The sequence below is a fragment of the Paenibacillus sp. FSL L8-0435 genome (assembly GCF_037965655.1).
Taxonomy (GTDB): Bacteria; Bacillota; Bacilli; order Paenibacillales; family Paenibacillaceae; genus Paenibacillus.
On the sequence record NZ_CP150185.1, the window covers coordinates 6,083,060 to 6,102,849 of the forward strand.

Consider the following 19,790-nt stretch of genomic DNA (forward strand, 5'->3'; position numbering starts at 1 on the left):
GATACGGGTTAATTGTGATACAATCCGCGATAATCCGTAGGTGTCATCCCCTCATGGGCCATGAACTGGCGGTTAAAATAACTGGCATTGGGATATCCCGCTTCCTCCGCGATTTGTCCAATGTTGGCCGTAGGCCGTTCGAGTAACCATTGCTTCGCCATCTGTAGTCGTGAACGAGTGATAAACTCCATGGGTGTCATCTCCACAGCACTCTTGAACATTTTGCAAAAGTAATACGAACTCACACCTGCGAGATCCGCCCAGTCCTGTAACAGGAAAGGTTGGCAGGCCTCCTGCTGCATCTGTGGAAGCAGCGCAAGAACCCGACTCTCCGTCTTGCTGGTAGTGCGTGTGCTCTTTAAAGGTACCGCATGCTGCACGAACTCGGCGAGTACGGCATAAGTCAGTGTGGATAGCTGAGCCGGACGCAGCATCGTGTTCTGTTCCGCCTCAGTGAGCAAGGCCAGATGAGCCTCTTCCCAAGAGCTGCGTTGCCGCAGTGTCCACAATAGATTGCGATGTAACCCCCGCTCGATCATATAATCATGCAGACGTTCACCGTAAAAATGAAGCCATCTTACATCCCAGGGATCATCTTCACTACTATAATAATGCTGCCGCTGCTGCGGGAAATAGAGAACCGCCTGACCTGCACGAAGCTCATGCACCACCCCGTCCACTTCAACATATCCCTTGCCCGAAGCAACGTAGTGAATATTAAAGTTGTTCAGTGCGCCAGCCTCACGCAACACGGAATGCTGGACGTGGTCCATATAATGTCCAACGGACTCGGGATAACAAAAATATGGAATATCCTGTAGGGTAAGCAATACGGATTGTCTCATCATAGCCGGTTCTCCTTAATCAACAATATTGTGTTAACTAATTTCAATATATTATCATTTTAATTCATTGGTCTATTCTTTATAATCACAATATACATTCATACACAGGAGGATACAACACATGAATTCAGTTCAAAAATTGCGTTGGGGCATTCTTGGTAGCGCTAGCATTGCTGTGGAATCCGTCATTCCAGGCCTGCAGCAATCTGAGCTAAATGAAGTAACCGCGATTGCCAGTCGGGACGAAGATAAAGCCAAACAGACGGCTGATCAACTTGGGATCGACAAGGCTTATGGTAGTTATGAAGCTTTACTCGCAGATGATTCCATTGATGCCGTATATATCCCATTGCCGAATCATCTGCATCGGGAATGGACGATCCGTGCTGCTGAAGCAGGCAAACATATTTTGTGCGAAAAACCACTGGCTCTGACAGAACAGGAAGCTCAGGAGATGGTTCAAGCTTGTGCAGATGCAGGTGTGCATCTGGCTGAAGCATTCATGTACCGCCATCATCCAAGATATGAGCAGATTCGGGATATCATTGCCAGCGGTGAGATTGGTGAGATTCGTGGTATGCACAGCACATTTTCATTTAATAACTCCAATGCATCCGGCAATGTCCGCTTTCGGCGGGATTGGGGCGGAGGTGCACTGTATGATATCGGATGTTATTCCATAAGCGTAGCACGTCTGCTGCTTGGTCAAGAACCAAGTGCAGTTACCGTTATTGGCATGTTCTCCCCACAGCATGATCAGGTCGATATGATGGCTTCCGGACTGCTGGAATTCGATAATCACGTTGGCGTGACGTTTGACAGCAGCATGTGGGCAGCCTTCCGCAACACGCTGGAGGTATTGGGATCCGACGGGATTATTGAAGTACCTTCTGCATTTATCAGCGGACAGGACCGCAGTTCCAACTTCTATGTAACGGCTGGTGGTGAACGCAGAGAGATTGAAGTCCCGCAAGTGAACCACTACTCTCTACAGGGAGATGATATGGCACGTGCTGTACTTCAGAGCAAGGATCTGCGCTTCGCCCCTTCCGATGCAGTAGCTAATATGAAAGTACTGGAAGCTTGCCTTCGTTCAGCGGAAGAACGTACACGAATTACACTATAATTGAGAGGATGAACTGACTTATGGAATATATCGAAATTGCTGGTGCAGGTAAACGTGTCTCCAGATTGATTAAAGGAACCGATTATTTCGTGCATGATGCCTACGATAAAGCAGCTACGAACATGGATGCTTTTCTGTCGATTGGTGGTAACACTGTAGATACAGCACATATCTATTGTGGTGGACAGAGTGAAGAAGTCCTTGGTCGTTACATGAAGGAACGTGGTAACCGCGACCAGATCGTCATTCTCACCAAAGGCGCGCATCATGACCAGAATGGACCACGTGTGAACGCTGATGCCATCCGCAGTGACTTGATGGAAAGTCTGGAGCGTCTGCAGACAGATCACGTAGAGATGTATGCCTTGCACCGGGATGATCCCAATACCCCTGTCAGTGTTATTCTTGAAGCACTGAACGAACATATTGAATCCGGTAAAATCGGCGCAATTGGCGCCTCCAACTGGACCTGGCAGCGGCTCGAGGAAGCCAATGCATACGCTACGGCAAATGGCCTGAAGGGCTTCACATTCAGCAGCCCAAATCTCAGTCTCGCCAAAGCAAACGAACCTTTCTGGGAAGGCTGTGTGTCAGCAGATGCAGAGACACTGGCATGGCATGAGCAATCCAAGTTGCCCTTGCTATCCTGGTCCTCCCAAGCACGTGGTTTCTTCACTGGAAGATTCACACCTGAAGTTCGGGATAACGAAGATCTGGTGCGTGTATTTTACAGTGATGGCAACTGGGAACGGTTGCGCCGGGCTGAACAATTGGCGAATTCGAAGAAAACAACACCGATCCAGATTGCACTCGCTTATGTATTGAATCAGACGTTCCCAACCTGTGCCCTGATCGGAGCCCAAAATCAGGCGGAGCTGCTCTCCTGTGACGAAGGTTCCCGCATCACGCTGACTCCTGCTGAAATAACATGGCTGGACCTAGGTAGTGAAGTGCCGGCCGGCATCTAAAGAAAGTTAATTATTCATCAACAAATACAGAAGGACTTACCCCAGAGCACATCTCTGAAGGTAAGTCCTTTATGTCATAGATTAAGCCATATAGAATGTTAGAAATTGCACTGTTATTCAGTTGAATTACAGCTTAATGATCTGACCTGTTTTCTCGGATTCGAATGCTGCCAGGATCACTTGCAGGGAACGTAATCCCTCTTCTCCGGAAATCGCTGGAGGTGTTTGGGTTACAATCGACTCTACAAATGCGTCAATTACACCACTCGGCACTTGTTTCTCATTGGTAGCCATGGCACCAACTTTGTACGTCTCAACTGTACCATTGGTCAGTTCAACGATAACTTCATCGCCTTCCACTGTTCCGATCTTCATAACGCCATTCTCGCACCACAGCACTGTACTGTTGTCTCCAGCTCTGTATTGTGTCCAGCTCGCTACGAGCGTTCCGATTGCTCCGCTCTTCATACGCAGCAAACAAGTTGCGTTATCGTCAACTTTAGTGCCTTCCTTGTGCAGTGTGCTGATGAAACCAGCCACTTCAGATACTTCATCATTTAGCAAATAACGGATGAAGTCTGATTTGTGTACGCCCAGGTCGCCCATCGCGCCCATAATCGCTTCTTCTTTACGGAAGAACCAGCTTTCAGCTCCGTCCACACTCCATGCTTCCGGACCTGGGTGACCAAACGATGTACGGAAATTCAGGACTTTACCGAGTTTGCCGGAGTCGAGAATTTCTTTTGCTTTTACGTGAGGAGGCATCAAACGCTGGTTGTGTCCAACCATCAAGTACACGCCATTTTTCTTGGCAGCTTCGATCATTTGCTCGCCTTCCTCAGTGGATACTGCCATTGGTTTCTCAACCAATACATGCTTGCCCGCATTTGCAGCAGCAATCGCCATTGGCGCATGCAGATAGTTTGGTGTACACACACTAACGGCATCCACCGTTTCGTTTGCAAGCAATTCTTCGTAACTGGAATACGCTTTACCGCCGTAAGTCTCGGCCATCTTCTCCGCACGCTCCACAATCGGATCGGCAAAAGCGACAAGTTCTACGTTCTCATTGGCAGCGTACTCTGGAATATGTCTGCGCTCGGCAATGGCTCCACAGCCGAATACAGCAACTTTAATTTTACTCATGTACATAAGTCTCCTTTGACAAATAGATTCACATTTTTCATGGTTTGATGGTCCATTAGAATTGATTCAGGTAGTTTTCTTTCAACCAGTTGTAGCTGTTGGATACGCTCTCAAGCGGAGGGTTCTGACATACGTCTTGTTCCACGATCAGCCATTCCACACCTGCATTCGTAGCGCCTTCAATAACAGCCGGCAGGTCAACTGAACCTTGTCCCAATTCCAGTGTTTTCATCTGGCCCTGTTCGTCTTTGCTGAAGTCCTTCAGATGAAGCAGCGGCAAGCGACCCGCATATTTATTAATATACTCGATCGGATTTTGTCCCGCAAATTGTACCCAACATACATCCATTTCCACTTTTACCGTTTCCGGTGATGTTTGAGCAAACATGGCATCAAAGGCATTGGCATCACCAACCTGACCGTGGAATTCAAAGTCATGATTATGGTATCCGAAGATCAAACCTTGCTTCGCCGCTTCAGCTCCATATTGTTGTAACTCAGCGAACAGCTTGGTCCAACCTTCTGCATTCTCAGGACGATCTTCTGGCATCAGGTAAGGACAAATGATATATTGTGCACCAATTGTTTTCAGGTAATCGAGTTGTTTTTGCAAGTCTTCGCGCATCGCATGTAGTGGAACATGGCTGCTGAATCCTTTCAATCCAAGTTCATCTAGTAGCGCTTTCATTTCTTCGGCTGGAATGTCACCATATCCGGCAAACTCCACGCCTTCATATCCAAGGGCCGCTACCTTACGCAACGTACCACGAAAATCTGCTGCAGTTTCATCACGGAGTGTAAACAATTGCAAACCAATATTAAGTTTTTTCATGTAGGATACACCTCTGTTCTCAAATTTGCTTTCATTGCTCTATCTGGTATCATCCTACCGCAAAACAGGCTAGAATGAACATATACAATATAGTCAGAACATGAACTATCTGATCAAATTTTATTTCCATCATTTTGCATCTATTGAATGTAGCTAATTTCAACTGAAGATATTTACACTGGCACTCCGATGACAGAACAACCTTCCGATCGCTGTTATCCCCAGATTTTTTTGATTTCCTTTTCAAAAGGATAAAATCCGGAGATAAAGGCGAACACTTCGTTTCTTCAGGTTCTTTCTGTCCTCTCCGTTTTCGTGTAAATGTTAAGTTAAACTTATGATGTAAAAGGATGTACATATTGGGGGATTTTATCTTTGGATACGTTAGAGACATCTGTACTGATCTGTGACTACTCATACCACTATAAGGCGTTCACTCATAATATGAAGGGCGAGCTGCAAACCTACCTGTTCCGTCTGCAGACCGAAGGCTCATGCAAAGTATATGTACAGGATGAGGAATTCAGGATGACGAGCGGGGACTTGCTGCTCTTAAAGCCTGGTGACGACTATCATCTCGTGGTCGATGAACCACATAAGGAAGGACGCTTGTCTAGCGGAGATTATTATCTGTTCTGCGAGGGCAGCTGGATCGAGAACTGGTGGAAACGGCAGCATCGATCTACCGTGAGCCGGATTGGACTTGATGACAAGCTCATCAGCCTGTGGAGAAATATGTTACTTGAGAAACGTCGCGGACCTCTTGAGGAGAATGCGGAGCTAAAGGATGCGTTACTGCGCGGATTATGTCTGTATATTGACCGGGCAATTAAAGAGAATATTCAGACTGATCGGGCAGTGTCCTCTGCGCTGAAGTTAAAACGTTTTATTGAGGAGCATGCCACGGTTACGTTCAAGCTTGAGGAAGCGGCTCGTTATGCGGGGCTCAGTCTGTCACGTGCAGTCCGTTTATTCAAGGAGCACTACAATCAGACCATGATTCAATATGCGATTGAGATCCGTCTGAATGCAGCGCTGGAACGAATGAAATACAGTGAAATGACACTGGAGCATATTGCGGAATCCTGCGGTTTTGCAAGCTACTCCTATTTCCACCGGGTATTCCGGGCGCACTTCGGTGTGTCTCCGGCGGAGTATCTCAAATCCAAGCAGCATGAGCCTATCGATGATCTGGAGCATGTATGATGTTAAGTATCAGAAACCCATGACCTTAAAGAGGTTCATGGGTTATTTTAATACATTGAACTATGATCAACTCTCAGTACGACTGGAAGTCAGAACGTTTTATATAAGAATGAAGTACACTTCAATATTTTTTCATGTGACTCCAAGAGAACAAGACTGTACAATTATAAAGACTGTCACCTTACCTAATTCATATATCTCATTGAATTCCCATCTATCATACTGGAGCGATACATATGCTAACCCACCAGCGCAAAGTCCTCATCATCGAGGATGAATCAGATATTTCGCGCATTCTGCGAGATTATTTAACCAAAAATCAATATGAAGCCGCCGTGGCAGCCACTGGACAAGACGGGCTTCAGATCATGGATCTTATTCAACCAGACTACATCATTCTGGATATTATGCTTCCGGACATGGACGGGATCGAGGTCTGTCGAGAGATCAGAAGGCGCAACAATATCCCCATCCTCATTCTAAGTGCCAGAGGCAGTGATACCGATAAGGTACTTGGTCTTGGCTTTGGAGCAGACGACTATATGACCAAGCCCTTCTCGCTGAGCGAACTGTTAGCACGGATTAATGCCCACTTCAGGCGTTATGACAGCATGACATCCGTTGGAGACAGAACAGATCTGCTGCATCTTGGAAACCTGGTGATTGATAAAAAAGCCTATAAAGTTACATTAAACGGATCGGAAGTTTCTCTGTCTGCCAAGGAATTCGAATTACTTCATTATCTGGCAAGCCATAAGAATCAGGTATTCTCCAAAGCCCAGTTGCTCGATGCCATCTGGGGATATGCAACCTACGGCGATGAAAATACCGTAACCGTATACATTCGCAGACTGCGTGAAAAAATTGAGGCAGATGCCTCGCATCCGACCGTTCTGAAGACTGTATGGGGTGTCGGTTACAAATTCAATTACGAATAAGTGAGATTGGAGGCTCCCACATGTCATTGAACAGCTGGTCCAAACGCTGGTTGTTAACAACACTTGGGCTTCTCATGATTATCGTTTTAAGTATTCTTGCACTGTCGATGATGCTGTTACAAGATCAAAATTCAGGCGAATCCAATCTGTCCCTGAATCAGGTTCGACTCAAGGTCAATCCGATCTTACTCGCTTTGGAGCAAAATCATCAGTATCTTAATGAACAAAATATTCGTAAAGACATACGTTCCACCGCCAGAGAGACCAGAGTTCTGCTTACCTATCTAAACTTGGATGGAAAAGTCATTCTGTCCTCCGACCCCACCTCTGAAGGAACGCAAGTTAATCTGCGTACAACTCTTCATTATGATCTGCATCATGCCACGCAGGCGGCGGGCGGTAACGATTTGCTTGATATTGCTTTTCCCGTGATGGATGGACCGATGGGAAGTCAGATCGGCAATGCCATCTTTTCCATCCCCCAAGCTATGGTTACGGTTCAGCAACCGATGACTTTTCCGGTTATATTGATTAGCGCACTCATGCTCCTGTCCCTGATTCTGAGCTTATTTCTATTTTGGATGAAACGAAAACTGGACAAACATCTGCTCTCTCCCATCCATCAATTGAAGCAACATGCGGAATCCATGCTTAAAGGCAATTATGAAGAAAAAATCCAGTACAACCGGAACGATGAATTGCTCGAAGTATATGCCATGTTTGATCTAATGCGCACGGAGATTAAACATATGAGCGAGCAGCGTATTCAGCAGGAACAAGCACAAAAAGAACTCATCACCAATATATCTCATGACATTAAAACACCAATTACCACGATAAAAGCATACATAGAAGCTATTGAGGAAGGACTATGCAACGATCAGGAGACGCTGATGGAATATATGGGAGTCATGCGGACCCATACGGATAAGACAGCCCGCCTTGTGGAGGATCTGCTGGTTCATGCACTTCAGGAATTGGGGCAAATTTCGGTGGAAACCCGTGAAATGTACAGTGGGCCTATACTGGAGACGATGTTGAAACCTATTGAACATGTTGTCCTAACAAAGGGGCTTATCTATAAAGGGCCCAACTACATCCCCAATGTGTTAATCGCTATCGATCCCACTCGAATTGAACAGGTGATCTCCAATCTTGCCGCCAATGCCCTCAAGCATACAGCTCCAGGAGACACGATCCGTATTGATATGGAACTGGAATCCGGGCACTTGAAAGTGACGATTGCCGATTCGGGTCAGGGAATACGTGTACAGGACATGCCGTTTGTTTTTCAGCGTTACTTCAGAGGCCAGGCGAGTCATGCAGAACAACGTGTTCAGGAAGGTACAGGGCTGGGCCTTTCCATCTGCCAAAGCATTATTGAAGCACATGGAGGCCATATTTCCTTTACTAGTAAAGAAGGACAAGGCACAACTTTCCGGTTCTATCTGCCGATCTGCTGAGCCTACACTCAACAGCTGTAATACTTTATTCATAATTTGATAAGGCTTCCTCAACATCCCTCCTCTAGAATGAATCCTATACTGCACTCGGGAGTGATTCGACTTGTCCAAAAAAGTGATTATCCGTGCACAGAATCTGTGCAAAACGTACAACAGCGGAAGTGAACAATATCATGCCATCCGTAATGTTGATCTCGACATCTATGAAGGAGAATTCACGGTCATCATGGGTAACTCTGGCTCTGGCAAATCAACTCTCCTATATCTGCTAAGCGGACTAGATCAGATCACAGCAGGTGAGGTCTATTTTCGCAACCAACGGATTGACGTTTATAGTGAACGGGAAATGTCCGACTTCCGCACCCGCCGGATTGGTTATATCTATCAGAGCATCAATCTGGTCCCAGACCTTTCCATCAAAGAGAACATTGCTTTACCGGGATATATCGCTGGAAACAAAACGAAGGACATCCAATCCCGCGCTGCTGAGCTGATGAATGCCATGGATATTGATGGACAGCGTGACCGCCTCCCCTCCCAGACATCTGGAGGACAACAGCAGCGAGCTGCCATTGCACGGGCTTTGATCAATTCACCGGATATCATTTTTGCGGATGAACCGACCGGAAGCCTGAATATGGAACACGGCACAGCTGTTCTCAATATCCTTACAGACCTCAACCGAAAAGGACAGTCTGTTGTTATGGTGACGCATGATATCAAGGCCGCCTGTCGGGCAGATCGCCTGATCTACATTTTGGACGGCAAGATTGGCGGAATCCTTGAGTTTGACACCTATGACGAACATCAAATTCAGGATCGTGAAGCGATTATCTTCGCTTTGGTTACGGGGAAGGAATAACGATGGCTGTCATGTTTAAACTTAGCTTGTCGTATCTGAACAGGAACAAAATACAAAATGCGCTGATTGCGCTGCTCCTGCTACTCTCGACACTTCTTGTATCTACAGCTATTGTCATTCTGGCGAACACAGGCAATCAGTTTTATGAAATGCATACCCGAACCCATGGATCTCATCAGATCCTGACGTTTGAAAAAGGGCTCAATGACCCTGACGCTGTGCACAACTGGTGGGCTTCTCAGGATGGAGCTCAGGTGTCCCCTTTGCTAACGTATCGTACATTGTCAGGCATCATTTTGAATGAAACTCACATCCCTAACATCTACCTGTACATGTTTAATACGCCTCCACCGCCCTGGGGTGTGGATGAACTAATTTTCTCAAGTGGAACGCCCGACACAGTGCCCGAACAAGGCTCCGTCTGGATTCCAACGTCCATGGCAAATACCTATCATATTTCGGTAGGTGATACCATTGGCTTCAAAACCGGCTCAAGCACACTCGAATTGAATGTATCGGGTATTGTGATCGATGTACCATACGGGGCACCCTTCTCCAATACAGCACGGGTCTGGATGAATCCTACCGATTATCAACATGATCTCGCTACACTTACTGGCAACGAGAATCGTATGATGGGCATCCATTTTAACGATTACAGCATGAATTCGGTGTATTGGGAACGATACAATCGTGAGACAGGTATTCCGTTTCTGGAATCCAAAATGGAGTTCGAGGCGATTGCCTCTTTCTATCTGATCATCAATCAGGTTATTGGATTCATCATGATATTCATGGGTGTTGTCATGCTCTCCATCGCTTTGATGACCATCGGGTTTACGATTGCAGATGCCATCCTGGCCAATTACAGAACGATAGGAATCCTCAAATCACTAGGTCTGACTTCCCGAAAAACGATAGGCACCTATGTTATTCAATATGCAATGTTATCCATCGTAGCCATTATCCCAGGACTTGCACTCAGTATATGGATATCCAAATGGATCATTAATATTTCTGTATCCTCTCTTCGAGTGGGGAATCAGAACATTCCAGTCCATGGATTGGATGCGGCCATACTGTCCGGCGCACTACTATTTGCTCTAGTGATTCTGTTCACTGTGTTATATGCCAAAAAGGCACGCAGCATACAGCCCGTGCAAGCTATTCGTTATGGTATGTCGGAGATAGATCACGGCCGGATGGCTGGCAAAATGAATTCGCCATTGGCCCACTGGATCGGCTTCACACGACTGCCTGTGACCGCCGTGCTTGGATTCCGACATGTGTTCAAAAACACCAAAAGCTCTGTTCTAACACTCCTGCTAACCACCATGGCTTCTTCCGTACTTGTTCTGGGTTATGTTCTGCTGACCAGTATAACCGGAATTGAACAGACCGCAGCTAAATGGGGGTATGACAATGCCAATATCGCAGCAGTGGTCGTGAACAAAAGTAACGTTCCAAAGACTGAATTAAAACAAACGTTAGAAGAGGATTCAAGGATTAGCAATGCAGGCTGGCAAGGGAACACAACGGGTGTAATTAGCCCGGAGTCTTCGGCAACAGTCAAGGGCCAATCCATCAGCATCAACTTGAATGTACTGGACGGGAGTTATCAAGAACTTGGATTCGAAACGTTAAAAGGGGTTAACCCACAACATGCGAATGAAATTGCCCTTGGTGTAAGTGTAGCCAACACATCAAATAAAGATCTCGGTGATCTTATCGATATCTATATTGAAGGAGAAAAGCGTACATTCCTCATTACAGGAATCTATCAGGCAATCGCCAACATGTCTGTTTCAGGCAGAATCACCATTGATGCTATGAGAAGTGTGAACCCCAGTTATAGTGAATTTGATGTTATCTTCATCAATGTGAACGATATGGCACAAGCGGATAAGGTTGCCTCGGAATTAAATGAGCAATTTAAAGATTTCGCTTCGGTAGTTACTCAGAAGACATTGCTTGATTCCGTTTACGCGGAAGCTGCTAACATCCTGATCTATCCGATGAGCCTCATTGGATTGTTGTTTATTACTGTGACGTTCATCATTATTTTCAGTACCTGTAGAATCAATATTCGTAAAGAAAGCAGAACGTACGGGATATACAAATCGCTGGGAATGACATCCCGCCAAATCAGGTTATCGCTCACCATGGGAATGTTCATACTGTCCTCCGTGGGAGCCATACTGGGTATTTTCGTCGGCGTATATCTGCTACCTCTTCTACTCGAAATGGTCCTTTCCGGTTATGGTATCGTACAACTTCCACTGATCCTGCATTGGGGTGGCATGGTACTGTTCACCTGTCTAACCATCATTGCAGCCAGTCTTGGCTCATGGTTCTCTTCAAGAATCATTCGGGAAGCATCGCCACGTATGCTGGTTATCGAATAATGTAATAAGGATGCCTTAACACAATAAAACAAGCCCTTCCATACCTCTATAGGATGTGGAAGGGCTTGTTTTATTGTGTTAAGAACTATTTCCGCCACTTCTTCGCAAGTTCACCAATCTGATGTGGGGTAGTGCGGCAACAACCACCAATAATTTGCGCGCCCGCCGCAACCCACTGCTCAGAAGCATCACTCATACTGCCACATGTACCCTGTCCGCTCCACGTCTTCGTTGCCGCATCGTATACTTCTCCTGAGTTCGGATACACAATAACAGGTTTATCGCTGGTACGGCTCAAAATACCCACTGCTTCCCTCACCACTTCCATCGGAGCACAGTTCAGGCCAATCGCCGCAATCTGCGGCTCAGAGCCAAACTTCTGTGCACATACCTCAAGCGGTGTGCCCTCGCTGATGCTTGTCCCGTCTTTTAAAGAAAAAGATAACCAGGCATACGCATGAGGAAACTCCTTCAGTACATCAACCAGCACCTGTGCTTCCTGCAAGGAAGGAATCGTCTCAAAAGCCAGAATATCTGCACCTGCTTCAAGCAACGCTGCCATACGTGGTCGATGGAAAGCAGCCAACGTCACATCCGACACGCCGTAATGTCCCACATACTCTGAACCATCCGCCAGATAGGCGCCGTACGGCCCAACGGACCCGGCAATAATTGGACGTGGACGAGCACAATCTCCTTCATGATCTACTGTACGATCTGTTATTTGCTCCTCATTCTCCACCGTCTCGGCACGTACCGGAGGAGCTTCTACAAGCTGACCTGTTGAGCTTTCTCTCCCTACTAAATCACTCTGCACTTCCACCCATACGGCATCTCTCGCTTTTGCAGCCAACTCCACCGTCTTGCGGATCAGCTCCAGTGCTGCCTGTTCATCGATTCCTCTCTTGCTGAAGCCATCCACCGTCGCCTGATAACTGGATGTAATTGCACAGTCGGCTCCTGCGCGGAAATAATCCGCATGGACCTGAACGATAACATCCGGATTCTCAAGCAACACACGAGCCGACCAGAGCGGATCATCCAGATTACATCCATGCTGTTCAAGTTCCGTTGCCAACGCTCCATCCAGAATCATGACTGGATGTTCACGCAGGATCTGTTCTATCGGGTTAGTCTGTTGTGCTTGCGTCATGTACTTGTCCTCTTTTCTTATTCACACGTTCTGTCAGATAATAAGCAGCGTAACATAATGCGATAAACGGAACCCCACAATACAGCGCAATTCGCTGTGTCGGGTCAAAGGCAATACCTATGCATGAAGCCAGGCATAATATAAATGAAACAATCGGTACCACCGGATAGAGTGGTGTGCGGTACACCAGATCTTTGACCGCATGGCCTTCACGGATATATTGTCTGCGGAACATGTATTGGGAGGCACTGATGCTCATCCATACTGCAACAACAGCCAGACCTGAAATGGAAACCAGTGTTATATATACGGTACCTGGCGCAATGATGCTGGACAGCAAGGCCAGCGCACCACCTACCATGCTGATCAGAAGTGCATTCAGTGGTACCCCACTTTTGGTCAATTTGGCAAACCACGGAGAGATCGTTCTTTTGTCAGCCAAAGACCAGAGCATCCGTGAAGATGCATACAAGCCCGAATTGGCAGCAGAGAGAATCGCCGTCAGAATAACAAAGTTCATAATGTCTGCTGCATAGGGTACACCCACCCGTTCCATTACCGCTACAAACGGACTTTCCAGTACACTGGCATCCGACATGGGCAGTAAGGCCGACAAGATAATGATCGTTCCGATGAAGAAAATAACTAAACGCCACAGCGTTGTATGAATAGCCTTCGGTATCGTCTTTTCCGGGTTCTCCGTCTCACCGGCAGCAATGCCGATTAATTCGGTGCCTGAGAAGGCAAAGTTTACAGCAAGCATGGTCATCAATATCGCTGTAGCCCCATGAGGGAACCACCCGGATGCGGTAATGTTCGATAGAAACGGCGCTGGTTCAGCATCCGCCATCGGAATGAACCCAAACATGGCTGCGCCACCGATAATAATGAAGATTACGATAGTCACTACTTTTACAGATGAGAACCAGAACTCGGATTCCGCAAATAATTTCACCGTTAAAGCGTTAAACAGAAAGATCATCAGGGCAAAGAGCGCGCTCCATATCCATACGTTCACCGATGGGAACCAGCGCTGCATCAGCAATCCGGCGGCTGTGAATTCGGAGCCAAGCGCAACAGTCCAGGTTAACCAGTATAACCAAGCCACCGTGTAGCCTGTTGCTGGTCCGATATATTTGGCTGCATAACTATGAAATGCTCCCGTCTCTGGCATATGAACAGACAGTTCACCAAGACAGAGCATCACCAGATATACAACGATGGCTCCGATCAGATAGGACAGAATGGTACCCAGTGGTCCCGCTTGCTGAATGGTGTAACCTGAGCTGAGGAATAATCCCGTTCCAATAACTCCTCCGAGAGAGAGCATGACCACATGCCGTGCCTGCATTTTCCGCTGAAAATGCCCTTTGTCGTTGTTGTTCTCCATACCTGCTGCTCCCCTACTTCTTCATCCAGAAAAAACAAAAAAGACCCACTCTGCCTAAAGAGTGCGCCGTTACTGACAAATAAAAACAAACGCTCCTATCTATCAGGCTTTCACCCGCTGGAATTAGCACAGTATCCTTCAGATCTGTTGCTGAGGTTTCTAAGGGCCAGTCCCTCCACCTCTCTGGATAAGAAAATGATTTTTTATAAATATAGCGATCTATCATGAATGTGTCAACATTTAAATCATAAATGAAACACATCGCTATTCGGTGGATGATCCCGGATTGGTAATGCTAATCTTCACATCGTACGTAATTGGCACGGTACTAAAAATGTTATCCCAATCATCTTTGACTTTCTTCCATGTTTTGGGCTCTTTAATACGTAAGCTATCCCGAAAATCCGCAACATCCACTTTGTAGGTATGCTGCAGCTTGTATAACACCTGACGAATCTGTTGTTCCGCCAGTTCAGCAAATTCTTTTTCCAGTTCCCCGCGATAAGCCCCTTTTTCCTCTCTTTCGGGAGCACGCCAATCCTCCATTAACCAGCCTTCGGATTCGGTCTTTACATGGAATGAAATATCATTGCCAACAACCTTGGGAATTACTTTTGTTTTCTTCTTTTTCATTTCATATACAACAGTGAATCCCTCTTTGTTGTAAGTCTTCAAGACGCCTCCTCTTTCCTTAGGCCTGAGCCACGATAAACCTTCCAGATCCGTTTGACTTAGTTCTCCAATAAACTTGGTTGTTTTCCCATCGAATATGCTGCCACCTGAGAACTTGCCCTCTCCATTGGAGTACAGTACATTCTGGAGCAAGAAACTGGAACCAGATTGCATTTGGGCATCTAATTTGGAGAGCAAAACAGGGTCAAGGATTTTGTTGGACAAGTATGAATTACCGGTAATTCCTGTTAGATAAAATGCTGGAATCCGAGAGGGATCATCCGAAGTCAGGACATCCACGGCGCGATGATGACTTATCAGCACCAGACAATTTGGACGAATATCGTTATCCCGAAGTACAAAATCCAGCAGCTGGTCCAGACCATACTTTTTGGCAATATCCTTGGAGACAACGATGACCTTTAGATGATGTCCGATAAGTGGACGGTCTCGCCTTAGTGCAAACTGACGAAAGATTTGCAGCAACGAATCTCCAGTAAGCTGTTCATTGGAATAGGAAGTCTTTCCCGAAGCAGGTGAACCGGATTGTCCGCCCTGTTTACTGTTCGAACCGCCCGTCCCGGGAGCAATCTGCACGGTAGCCGTTATATAATTATTCTTTGGATACTTTCCTCCCTGGGCAGCGATGTCCTTCTCAAATTCTGTTTCTTTCGCGATATCGATCCCGAGACCAACATAGACACTTAGTTCCTCGATCTCCCTACTGCTCCAGCATCCGGATATTACCAGAAGAACGGACAAAGCAAAGGCTACACGTAAAAGCATAAAAATACGAATCATGCTTGCTTGCCTCCCTTTTTGCGAATCAGACTTATTAACAGCAGCAACAGAGGTAAAATGGCAAAAAGAAGCACGGATAGATTGCCCAACATATCACCCAGTGCAAAAGTTTCATCCACGGTTTTCGGCATTAATGCTGTTAGATATATTACTGGCAGAAAGGCGTACATAATGACCTTGATCTTCTTCGTACGAAATAAATCCCGAATGCCCACCGAAGCGCAATAGTGTGTGATCGTGAAACTCGAGAAGATCTGCATAATCCAGATGACCAGTAGCAGGGATTCGAACCGTTCAAAGATCAAACCTTGAATCTCGAAGCTTCTAACCAGATCGAGCGTGGGCCAAGTACGTGTTTTGATGCCGTCGAGTGACAGACTGCCTACAACCATCACAACAGTAATCAGATAAATCATAGTCGATATGATGATGCCCCAGCTCATGGCTACATTGCTCTTTTTGGGATTTTTCATATAAGCAGTCATGACAAACATGACTTCGTACCCCGTGTAAGCCAGCAACGAAGGTTTCAAACCTTTGAGGACTGGCATGATACCCTCTCCGAGTACGGGTCTCAGATTGCCGATCTCAAATAACTGATTACTAAGCAAAATTTCAATCACAAATATAATCAGTGTAATCGGCAAAATAATCTCAAATACACGCACAATAACAGCAAGTCCGCCGGAGATCAAATATATGCCAATCCACATAAACACCATCACAATGGCCCATGTCGGAGTACGCTCTAGCAAATACATGCCTGTCACTTCAGCCATGACCCTGATTTCGAATGCGGCAATCACCATAAAGTACATAATCATGGCGAATCCCAATATGTAAGCAATCCAGCTCCCCGTAATCTCACGGGTGAACTGGAACACTGTTTTCTCCGGAAATCTGCGACACAGGGTAACCAGAATAATTCCGACACCCGTGATAATCAGTCCCGACAGAATGATGGAGATCCAGACATCCGGTGTTCCGACAGCTTTACTCGTCGTTCGGGGGAGGGTCAGGATCCCAGCGCCAAGCATGTAATTAACAATAACTACGACGGCCTGCCTTGTGCTAATATTTCCTTCAGAACCGTTCACTTCATCCCACCTCATACCTCGTGATTTGCTTGATTTATTTTTTGCGGTCTTTATCTATTGGATTAGACATCTCGGGACGCTTCCTCATCATATTTAGCGGAGCACGGATAAAGAAATCCTTCCATTCCCCAAAGTGATAAGGAACGGCCGGTGCAACATAAGGTAGGCCAAAGCTCGAGAGTCTCGCAAGATGGGTACATATAAGGAGAAAGAACATAACCACGCCAAACAATCCGAGTACAGCTGCGCTAAACATGGCAGCAAATCGCAGAATTCGCAGTGTGATGCCGGCACTATAGACAGGGATCGTAAAGGAGGATATGGCGGTAACCGCAACAACGATGACCAGGAATTGGCTTATAATTCCTGCCTGTACGGCTGCCTGGCCGATAATCAGACCTCCAACGATACCTAGCGAGGGTGCAATCGGCTTAGGTAAACGAATGCCAGCCTCCCTCAATATCTCGATCGAAAGTTCCATGATCAGTACTTCGATGATTGAAGGAAACGGCACTCCCGTCCGCGTTTCAATGATCGTCAATACCAGCTTGGTTGGGATAAGTCCCGGATGGAACGAGATAAAAGAGATATAGAGCGCAGGAGCGAGCAAGGCCAGCATGGCGGACATAAAGCGCAGCATTCGCAGGAATGTTCCAGGAATCCATCGTTCATAATAATCCTCGGGAGATTGGAGCAACATGCTAAACGACACTGGCACAATTAAGACAAATGGCGTCCCATCCAATAAAATAGCCACTCGCCCTTCCAGTAAAGCACCCATCACCCGGTCTGGTCTTTCTGTATTCAACACTTGTTGAAACGGACTGAGCGTATTGTCTTCGATGAGCTGTTCAACATACCCAGATTCCAACATGGAATCCATATCCATCTCTTCAATTCGCTTTTGGACTTCCGCCACGAGATTAGGATCAGCAATATCCTGAATATAGGCAACAGCCAAATCTTTCTTGATCCGTGAACCTACTTCATACTTCTGAATAAAGAGGCTCTGATCACTACCATACCGACGTAAAATACCTGTGTTATCACTTAACTGTTCAGTAAAACCAATTCGGGGGCCACGGAGCAACCCCTCTGACACCGGTTCATTCACACCACGTGTTTTGATCTTATGAGCTCCAATTAACAGAGCCCCCGGCAATCCATCGACCAACAGTGCATTTTTGCCAAAAAGCACGCCAACTGCGACCTCTTGGAGGGACTTGGTCTCCTCAACCAGACTGACAGGTAGTAATTGCTCTTGCAGGTAGGCCGACAGTAAATGCGCATTATCCGGATGCAGGAACCCCTCCCGCTTAAGCTCTGGAACGCCTTCCAACATTAACGGTGTAATCAGGTGATCATCGATTAAGTCTTGATCTACCAGGCCTTCGGTATATATGACAGCTGCCCTTGTATTGGTACCTCTAATGGTAAATTCCCGAATGTGAACATCAGCATTTTGACCAAAGCTTTCTCTTACACTGGTCAGATCCGTATTGTACTTGCCGGTTAATTTAATATTGGCATATTGGCCTGTTTCGGTTCCCTGACCCTGACCCGCGGTAGCAGGAGAAATATCTTTCGAGGATATGGAGGGTTTCTCGGAACGAGAGAAGGTTCCACGCTTAATGGCGGCATTGATCCACCGCATGGTTACTGTAATGCCGATCGGTATGATAAGGACCAAGAATGCCTGAATCCATATGGTCCAATCCGGCACGTAGGATACAATTGTTGACCACATGTTCCCACCCCAACATTTCTCTGCATGATGAAGCTGCAGGTATTCCCAAGTATTGTGTCCCCGTTTGATCACAATAATTCCCGTTTTTTTGTGTACTGAACGACAAAAAAAACGGTTCCTGTGTAAGGAACCGCTATTACTATATATTCTTATACGATTCTGGTCACATGCTCCGCTTTGGCATCCAACAAGTGAGCCGATGCAGCAATTGCTGTAAAATCATTCAGAGCGATCTCAATCTGCTTCTGGCTCTGCTCGACATATTCTTCTACTTTTTTGGTACCGCCTGTGATATTACCTATCTCCTTTGTTATTCCGGTAACGCTATCACGAATCTCGTTAATCGAACTCTCCACCATTGCGGATAGTTTCTTAACTTCTTTAGCCACGATATCGAATCCTCGTCCAAATTCTCCTGCATGTGCAGCCTCAATGGCAGCATTCAACGCGAGCAATTGCGTCTGAGACGAAATCTCGCGTATCGTTCGTACCACGCCCTGAATCGATCCGGCCTGTTCCTGCAAATGAGTCAGCGTTGCACGGTTAGTAGCGGACACCTCTGAGATATAGGAGATACTGGACATTAATTCCTGGCTCCGTTCAATGCCTACATCTGCCTGCCCATTTAGTTCATGAGACATCGCTTTTAGCTCATTCACTACGACCGAAATGTTGTTCTGACGGTTGGTAATGTTGGTGGCGATTTTGGAGACACCCAATATCTTCTGATTTGTCTCATCGTACACCGGCATATATGTCGCCTCAAGCCATACGGAATTTCCCTCTGCATCCTTGCGTTCAACCTTGTCCTGGAAGCTGACACCATTAAATATGCTATTCCAAAAAGCATCATAGTCCGGGGTATTTGCAAATTGACCGAAGCATAGTTGCTGATGCTTCATGCCGTACATCTCATCTACCGTATATCCCATCGTCTGGGCAAAGACTTCATTCACGTAGGTTACCCGGCGATCCAGATCGAATCGAATGATAGCAAGACTTTTCTCCATCGCCTTGATGACCATTGCATCGGTGACAACATCTTTCTTTTCCATATCTAATACAGACACTTGATAACCCCCACAGTTCATTCCATAATAGACAGCCTTTAACTAGCAAAAAACGATCATAACAACATA

The 19,790-nt window shown here is 46.3% G+C and carries 16 protein-coding genes and 1 riboswitch; of the genes, 7 read left to right on the plus strand and 9 right to left on the minus strand.

The window, feature by feature from the left end; all coding sequences use genetic code 11:
- Positions 1-8: 8 nt before the first annotated feature.
- Positions 9-848, minus strand: a complete 840-nt coding sequence (locus NST33_RS27095; protein ID WP_339179614.1) for a helix-turn-helix domain-containing protein — start codon at positions 846-848, stop codon at positions 9-11.
- 118 nt (positions 849-966) lie between these two features.
- Here NST33_RS27095 and NST33_RS27100 point away from each other — a divergent pair, with 118 nt between their 5' ends.
- Complete coding sequence (locus tag NST33_RS27100) at positions 967-1,971, plus strand: Gfo/Idh/MocA family oxidoreductase (RefSeq protein WP_339305735.1); 1,005 nt, start codon at positions 967-969, stop codon at positions 1,969-1,971.
- 20 nt (positions 1,972-1,991) lie between these two features.
- Positions 1,992-2,939, plus strand: coding sequence for an aldo/keto reductase (locus NST33_RS27105; protein ID WP_339305737.1), 948 nt, complete (start codon positions 1,992-1,994; stop codon positions 2,937-2,939).
- 126 nt (positions 2,940-3,065) lie between these two features.
- On the opposite strand, the gene NST33_RS27110 is transcribed toward NST33_RS27105, so the two are convergent.
- Positions 3,066-4,085: a Gfo/Idh/MocA family oxidoreductase gene (locus NST33_RS27110; RefSeq protein WP_062836369.1), complete on the minus strand. Its 1,020-nt coding sequence runs from the start codon at positions 4,083-4,085 to the stop codon at positions 3,066-3,068.
- Between the two features lie 55 nt (positions 4,086-4,140).
- Positions 4,141-4,917, minus strand: a complete 777-nt coding sequence (locus NST33_RS27115) for a sugar phosphate isomerase/epimerase (RefSeq protein WP_339305739.1) — start codon at positions 4,915-4,917, stop codon at positions 4,141-4,143.
- Between the two features lie 375 nt (positions 4,918-5,292).
- On the opposite strand from NST33_RS27115, the gene NST33_RS27120 reads away from it, so the two are divergent.
- From NST33_RS27120 to NST33_RS27140, 5 genes are all read left to right on the plus strand, one after another.
- The gene (locus tag NST33_RS27120; protein ID WP_221820625.1) at positions 5,293-6,123 is read left to right on the plus strand and encodes an AraC family transcriptional regulator; all 831 of its coding nucleotides are present in this window, start codon (positions 5,293-5,295) and stop codon (positions 6,121-6,123) included.
- 236 nt (positions 6,124-6,359) lie between these two features.
- Complete coding sequence (locus NST33_RS27125; protein ID WP_339179622.1) at positions 6,360-7,061, plus strand: response regulator transcription factor; 702 nt, start codon at positions 6,360-6,362, stop codon at positions 7,059-7,061.
- A gap of 20 nt (positions 7,062-7,081) precedes the next feature.
- The gene (locus NST33_RS27130; protein ID WP_339179625.1) at positions 7,082-8,524 is read left to right on the plus strand and encodes an ATP-binding protein; all 1,443 of its coding nucleotides are present in this window, start codon (positions 7,082-7,084) and stop codon (positions 8,522-8,524) included.
- A 103-nt stretch (positions 8,525-8,627) separates the two neighbouring features.
- On the plus strand, positions 8,628-9,386 hold the full coding sequence (locus NST33_RS27135; RefSeq protein ID WP_221820619.1) for an ABC transporter ATP-binding protein: 759 nt from the start codon (positions 8,628-8,630) through the stop codon (positions 9,384-9,386).
- A gap of 11 nt (positions 9,387-9,397) precedes the next feature.
- Positions 9,398-11,791 (plus strand): FtsX-like permease family protein, encoded by a 2,394-nt coding sequence (locus NST33_RS27140; RefSeq protein ID WP_339305742.1) that lies wholly within the window; start codon positions 9,398-9,400, stop codon positions 11,789-11,791.
- An 85-nt stretch (positions 11,792-11,876) separates the two neighbouring features.
- Here the strand turns inward: NST33_RS27140 and mmuM are convergent, their stop codons facing one another.
- The 6 genes from mmuM to NST33_RS27170 all read right to left on the minus strand — a co-directional run bounded on the left by mmuM (position 11,877) and on the right by NST33_RS27170 (position 19,721).
- The gene (mmuM, locus tag NST33_RS27145) at positions 11,877-12,944 is read right to left on the minus strand and encodes a homocysteine S-methyltransferase (protein ID WP_221820616.1); all 1,068 of its coding nucleotides are present in this window, start codon (positions 12,942-12,944) and stop codon (positions 11,877-11,879) included.
- Positions 12,922-14,334, minus strand: coding sequence for an S-methylmethionine permease (gene mmuP, locus NST33_RS27150; RefSeq protein ID WP_339179634.1), 1,413 nt, complete (start codon positions 14,332-14,334; stop codon positions 12,922-12,924). Before mmuP ends, mmuM begins: the two co-directional genes overlap by 23 nt.
- A gap of 92 nt (positions 14,335-14,426) precedes the next feature.
- Positions 14,427-14,528: riboswitch (SAM riboswitch) on the minus strand.
- Positions 14,529-14,598: 70 nt separating this feature from the next.
- Entirely contained in the window at positions 14,599-15,807 is a 1,209-nt protein-coding gene (locus tag NST33_RS27155; protein ID WP_221820611.1) for a Ger(x)C family spore germination protein, read from the minus strand.
- Entirely contained in the window at positions 15,804-16,904 is a 1,101-nt protein-coding gene (locus NST33_RS27160) for a GerAB/ArcD/ProY family transporter (RefSeq protein ID WP_339179636.1), read from the minus strand. Before NST33_RS27160 ends, NST33_RS27155 begins: the two co-directional genes overlap by 4 nt.
- Positions 16,905-16,938: 34 nt before the next feature.
- Complete coding sequence (locus tag NST33_RS27165) at positions 16,939-18,651, minus strand: spore germination protein (protein WP_221820608.1); 1,713 nt, start codon at positions 18,649-18,651, stop codon at positions 16,939-16,941.
- A 149-nt stretch (positions 18,652-18,800) separates the two neighbouring features.
- Positions 18,801-19,721, minus strand: a complete 921-nt coding sequence (locus NST33_RS27170; protein WP_339305744.1) for a PAS domain-containing methyl-accepting chemotaxis protein — start codon at positions 19,719-19,721, stop codon at positions 18,801-18,803.
- Positions 19,722-19,790 lie beyond the last annotated feature (69 nt).

Bases quoted from the DNA above. Each gene is read 5' to 3' on its own strand.
- NST33_RS27095 (WP_339179614.1), bottom strand. From the start codon at position 848: ATGATGAGACAATCCGTATTGCTTACCCTACAGGATATTCCATATTTT.
- NST33_RS27100 (WP_339305735.1), top strand. From the start codon at position 967: ATGAATTCAGTTCAAAAATTGCGTTGGGGCATTCTTGGTAGCGCTAGC.
- NST33_RS27105 (WP_339305737.1), top strand. From the start codon at position 1,992: ATGGAATATATCGAAATTGCTGGTGCAGGTAAACGTGTCTCCAGATTG.
- NST33_RS27110 (WP_062836369.1), bottom strand. From the start codon at position 4,085: ATGAGTAAAATTAAAGTTGCTGTATTCGGCTGTGGAGCCATTGCCGAG.
- NST33_RS27115 (WP_339305739.1), bottom strand. From the start codon at position 4,917: ATGAAAAAACTTAATATTGGTTTGCAATTGTTTACACTCCGTGATGAA.
- NST33_RS27125 (WP_339179622.1), top strand. From the start codon at position 6,360: ATGCTAACCCACCAGCGCAAAGTCCTCATCATCGAGGATGAATCAGAT.
- NST33_RS27130 (WP_339179625.1), top strand. From the start codon at position 7,082: ATGTCATTGAACAGCTGGTCCAAACGCTGGTTGTTAACAACACTTGGG.
- NST33_RS27140 (WP_339305742.1), top strand. From the start codon at position 9,398: ATGTTTAAACTTAGCTTGTCGTATCTGAACAGGAACAAAATACAAAAT.
- mmuM (WP_221820616.1), bottom strand. From the start codon at position 12,944: ATGACGCAAGCACAACAGACTAACCCGATAGAACAGATCCTGCGTGAA.
- mmuP (WP_339179634.1), bottom strand. From the start codon at position 14,334: ATGGAGAACAACAACGACAAAGGGCATTTTCAGCGGAAAATGCAGGCA.
- NST33_RS27155 (WP_221820611.1), bottom strand. From the start codon at position 15,807: ATGATTCGTATTTTTATGCTTTTACGTGTAGCCTTTGCTTTGTCCGTT.
- NST33_RS27165 (WP_221820608.1), bottom strand. From the start codon at position 18,651: ATGTGGTCAACAATTGTATCCTACGTGCCGGATTGGACCATATGGATT.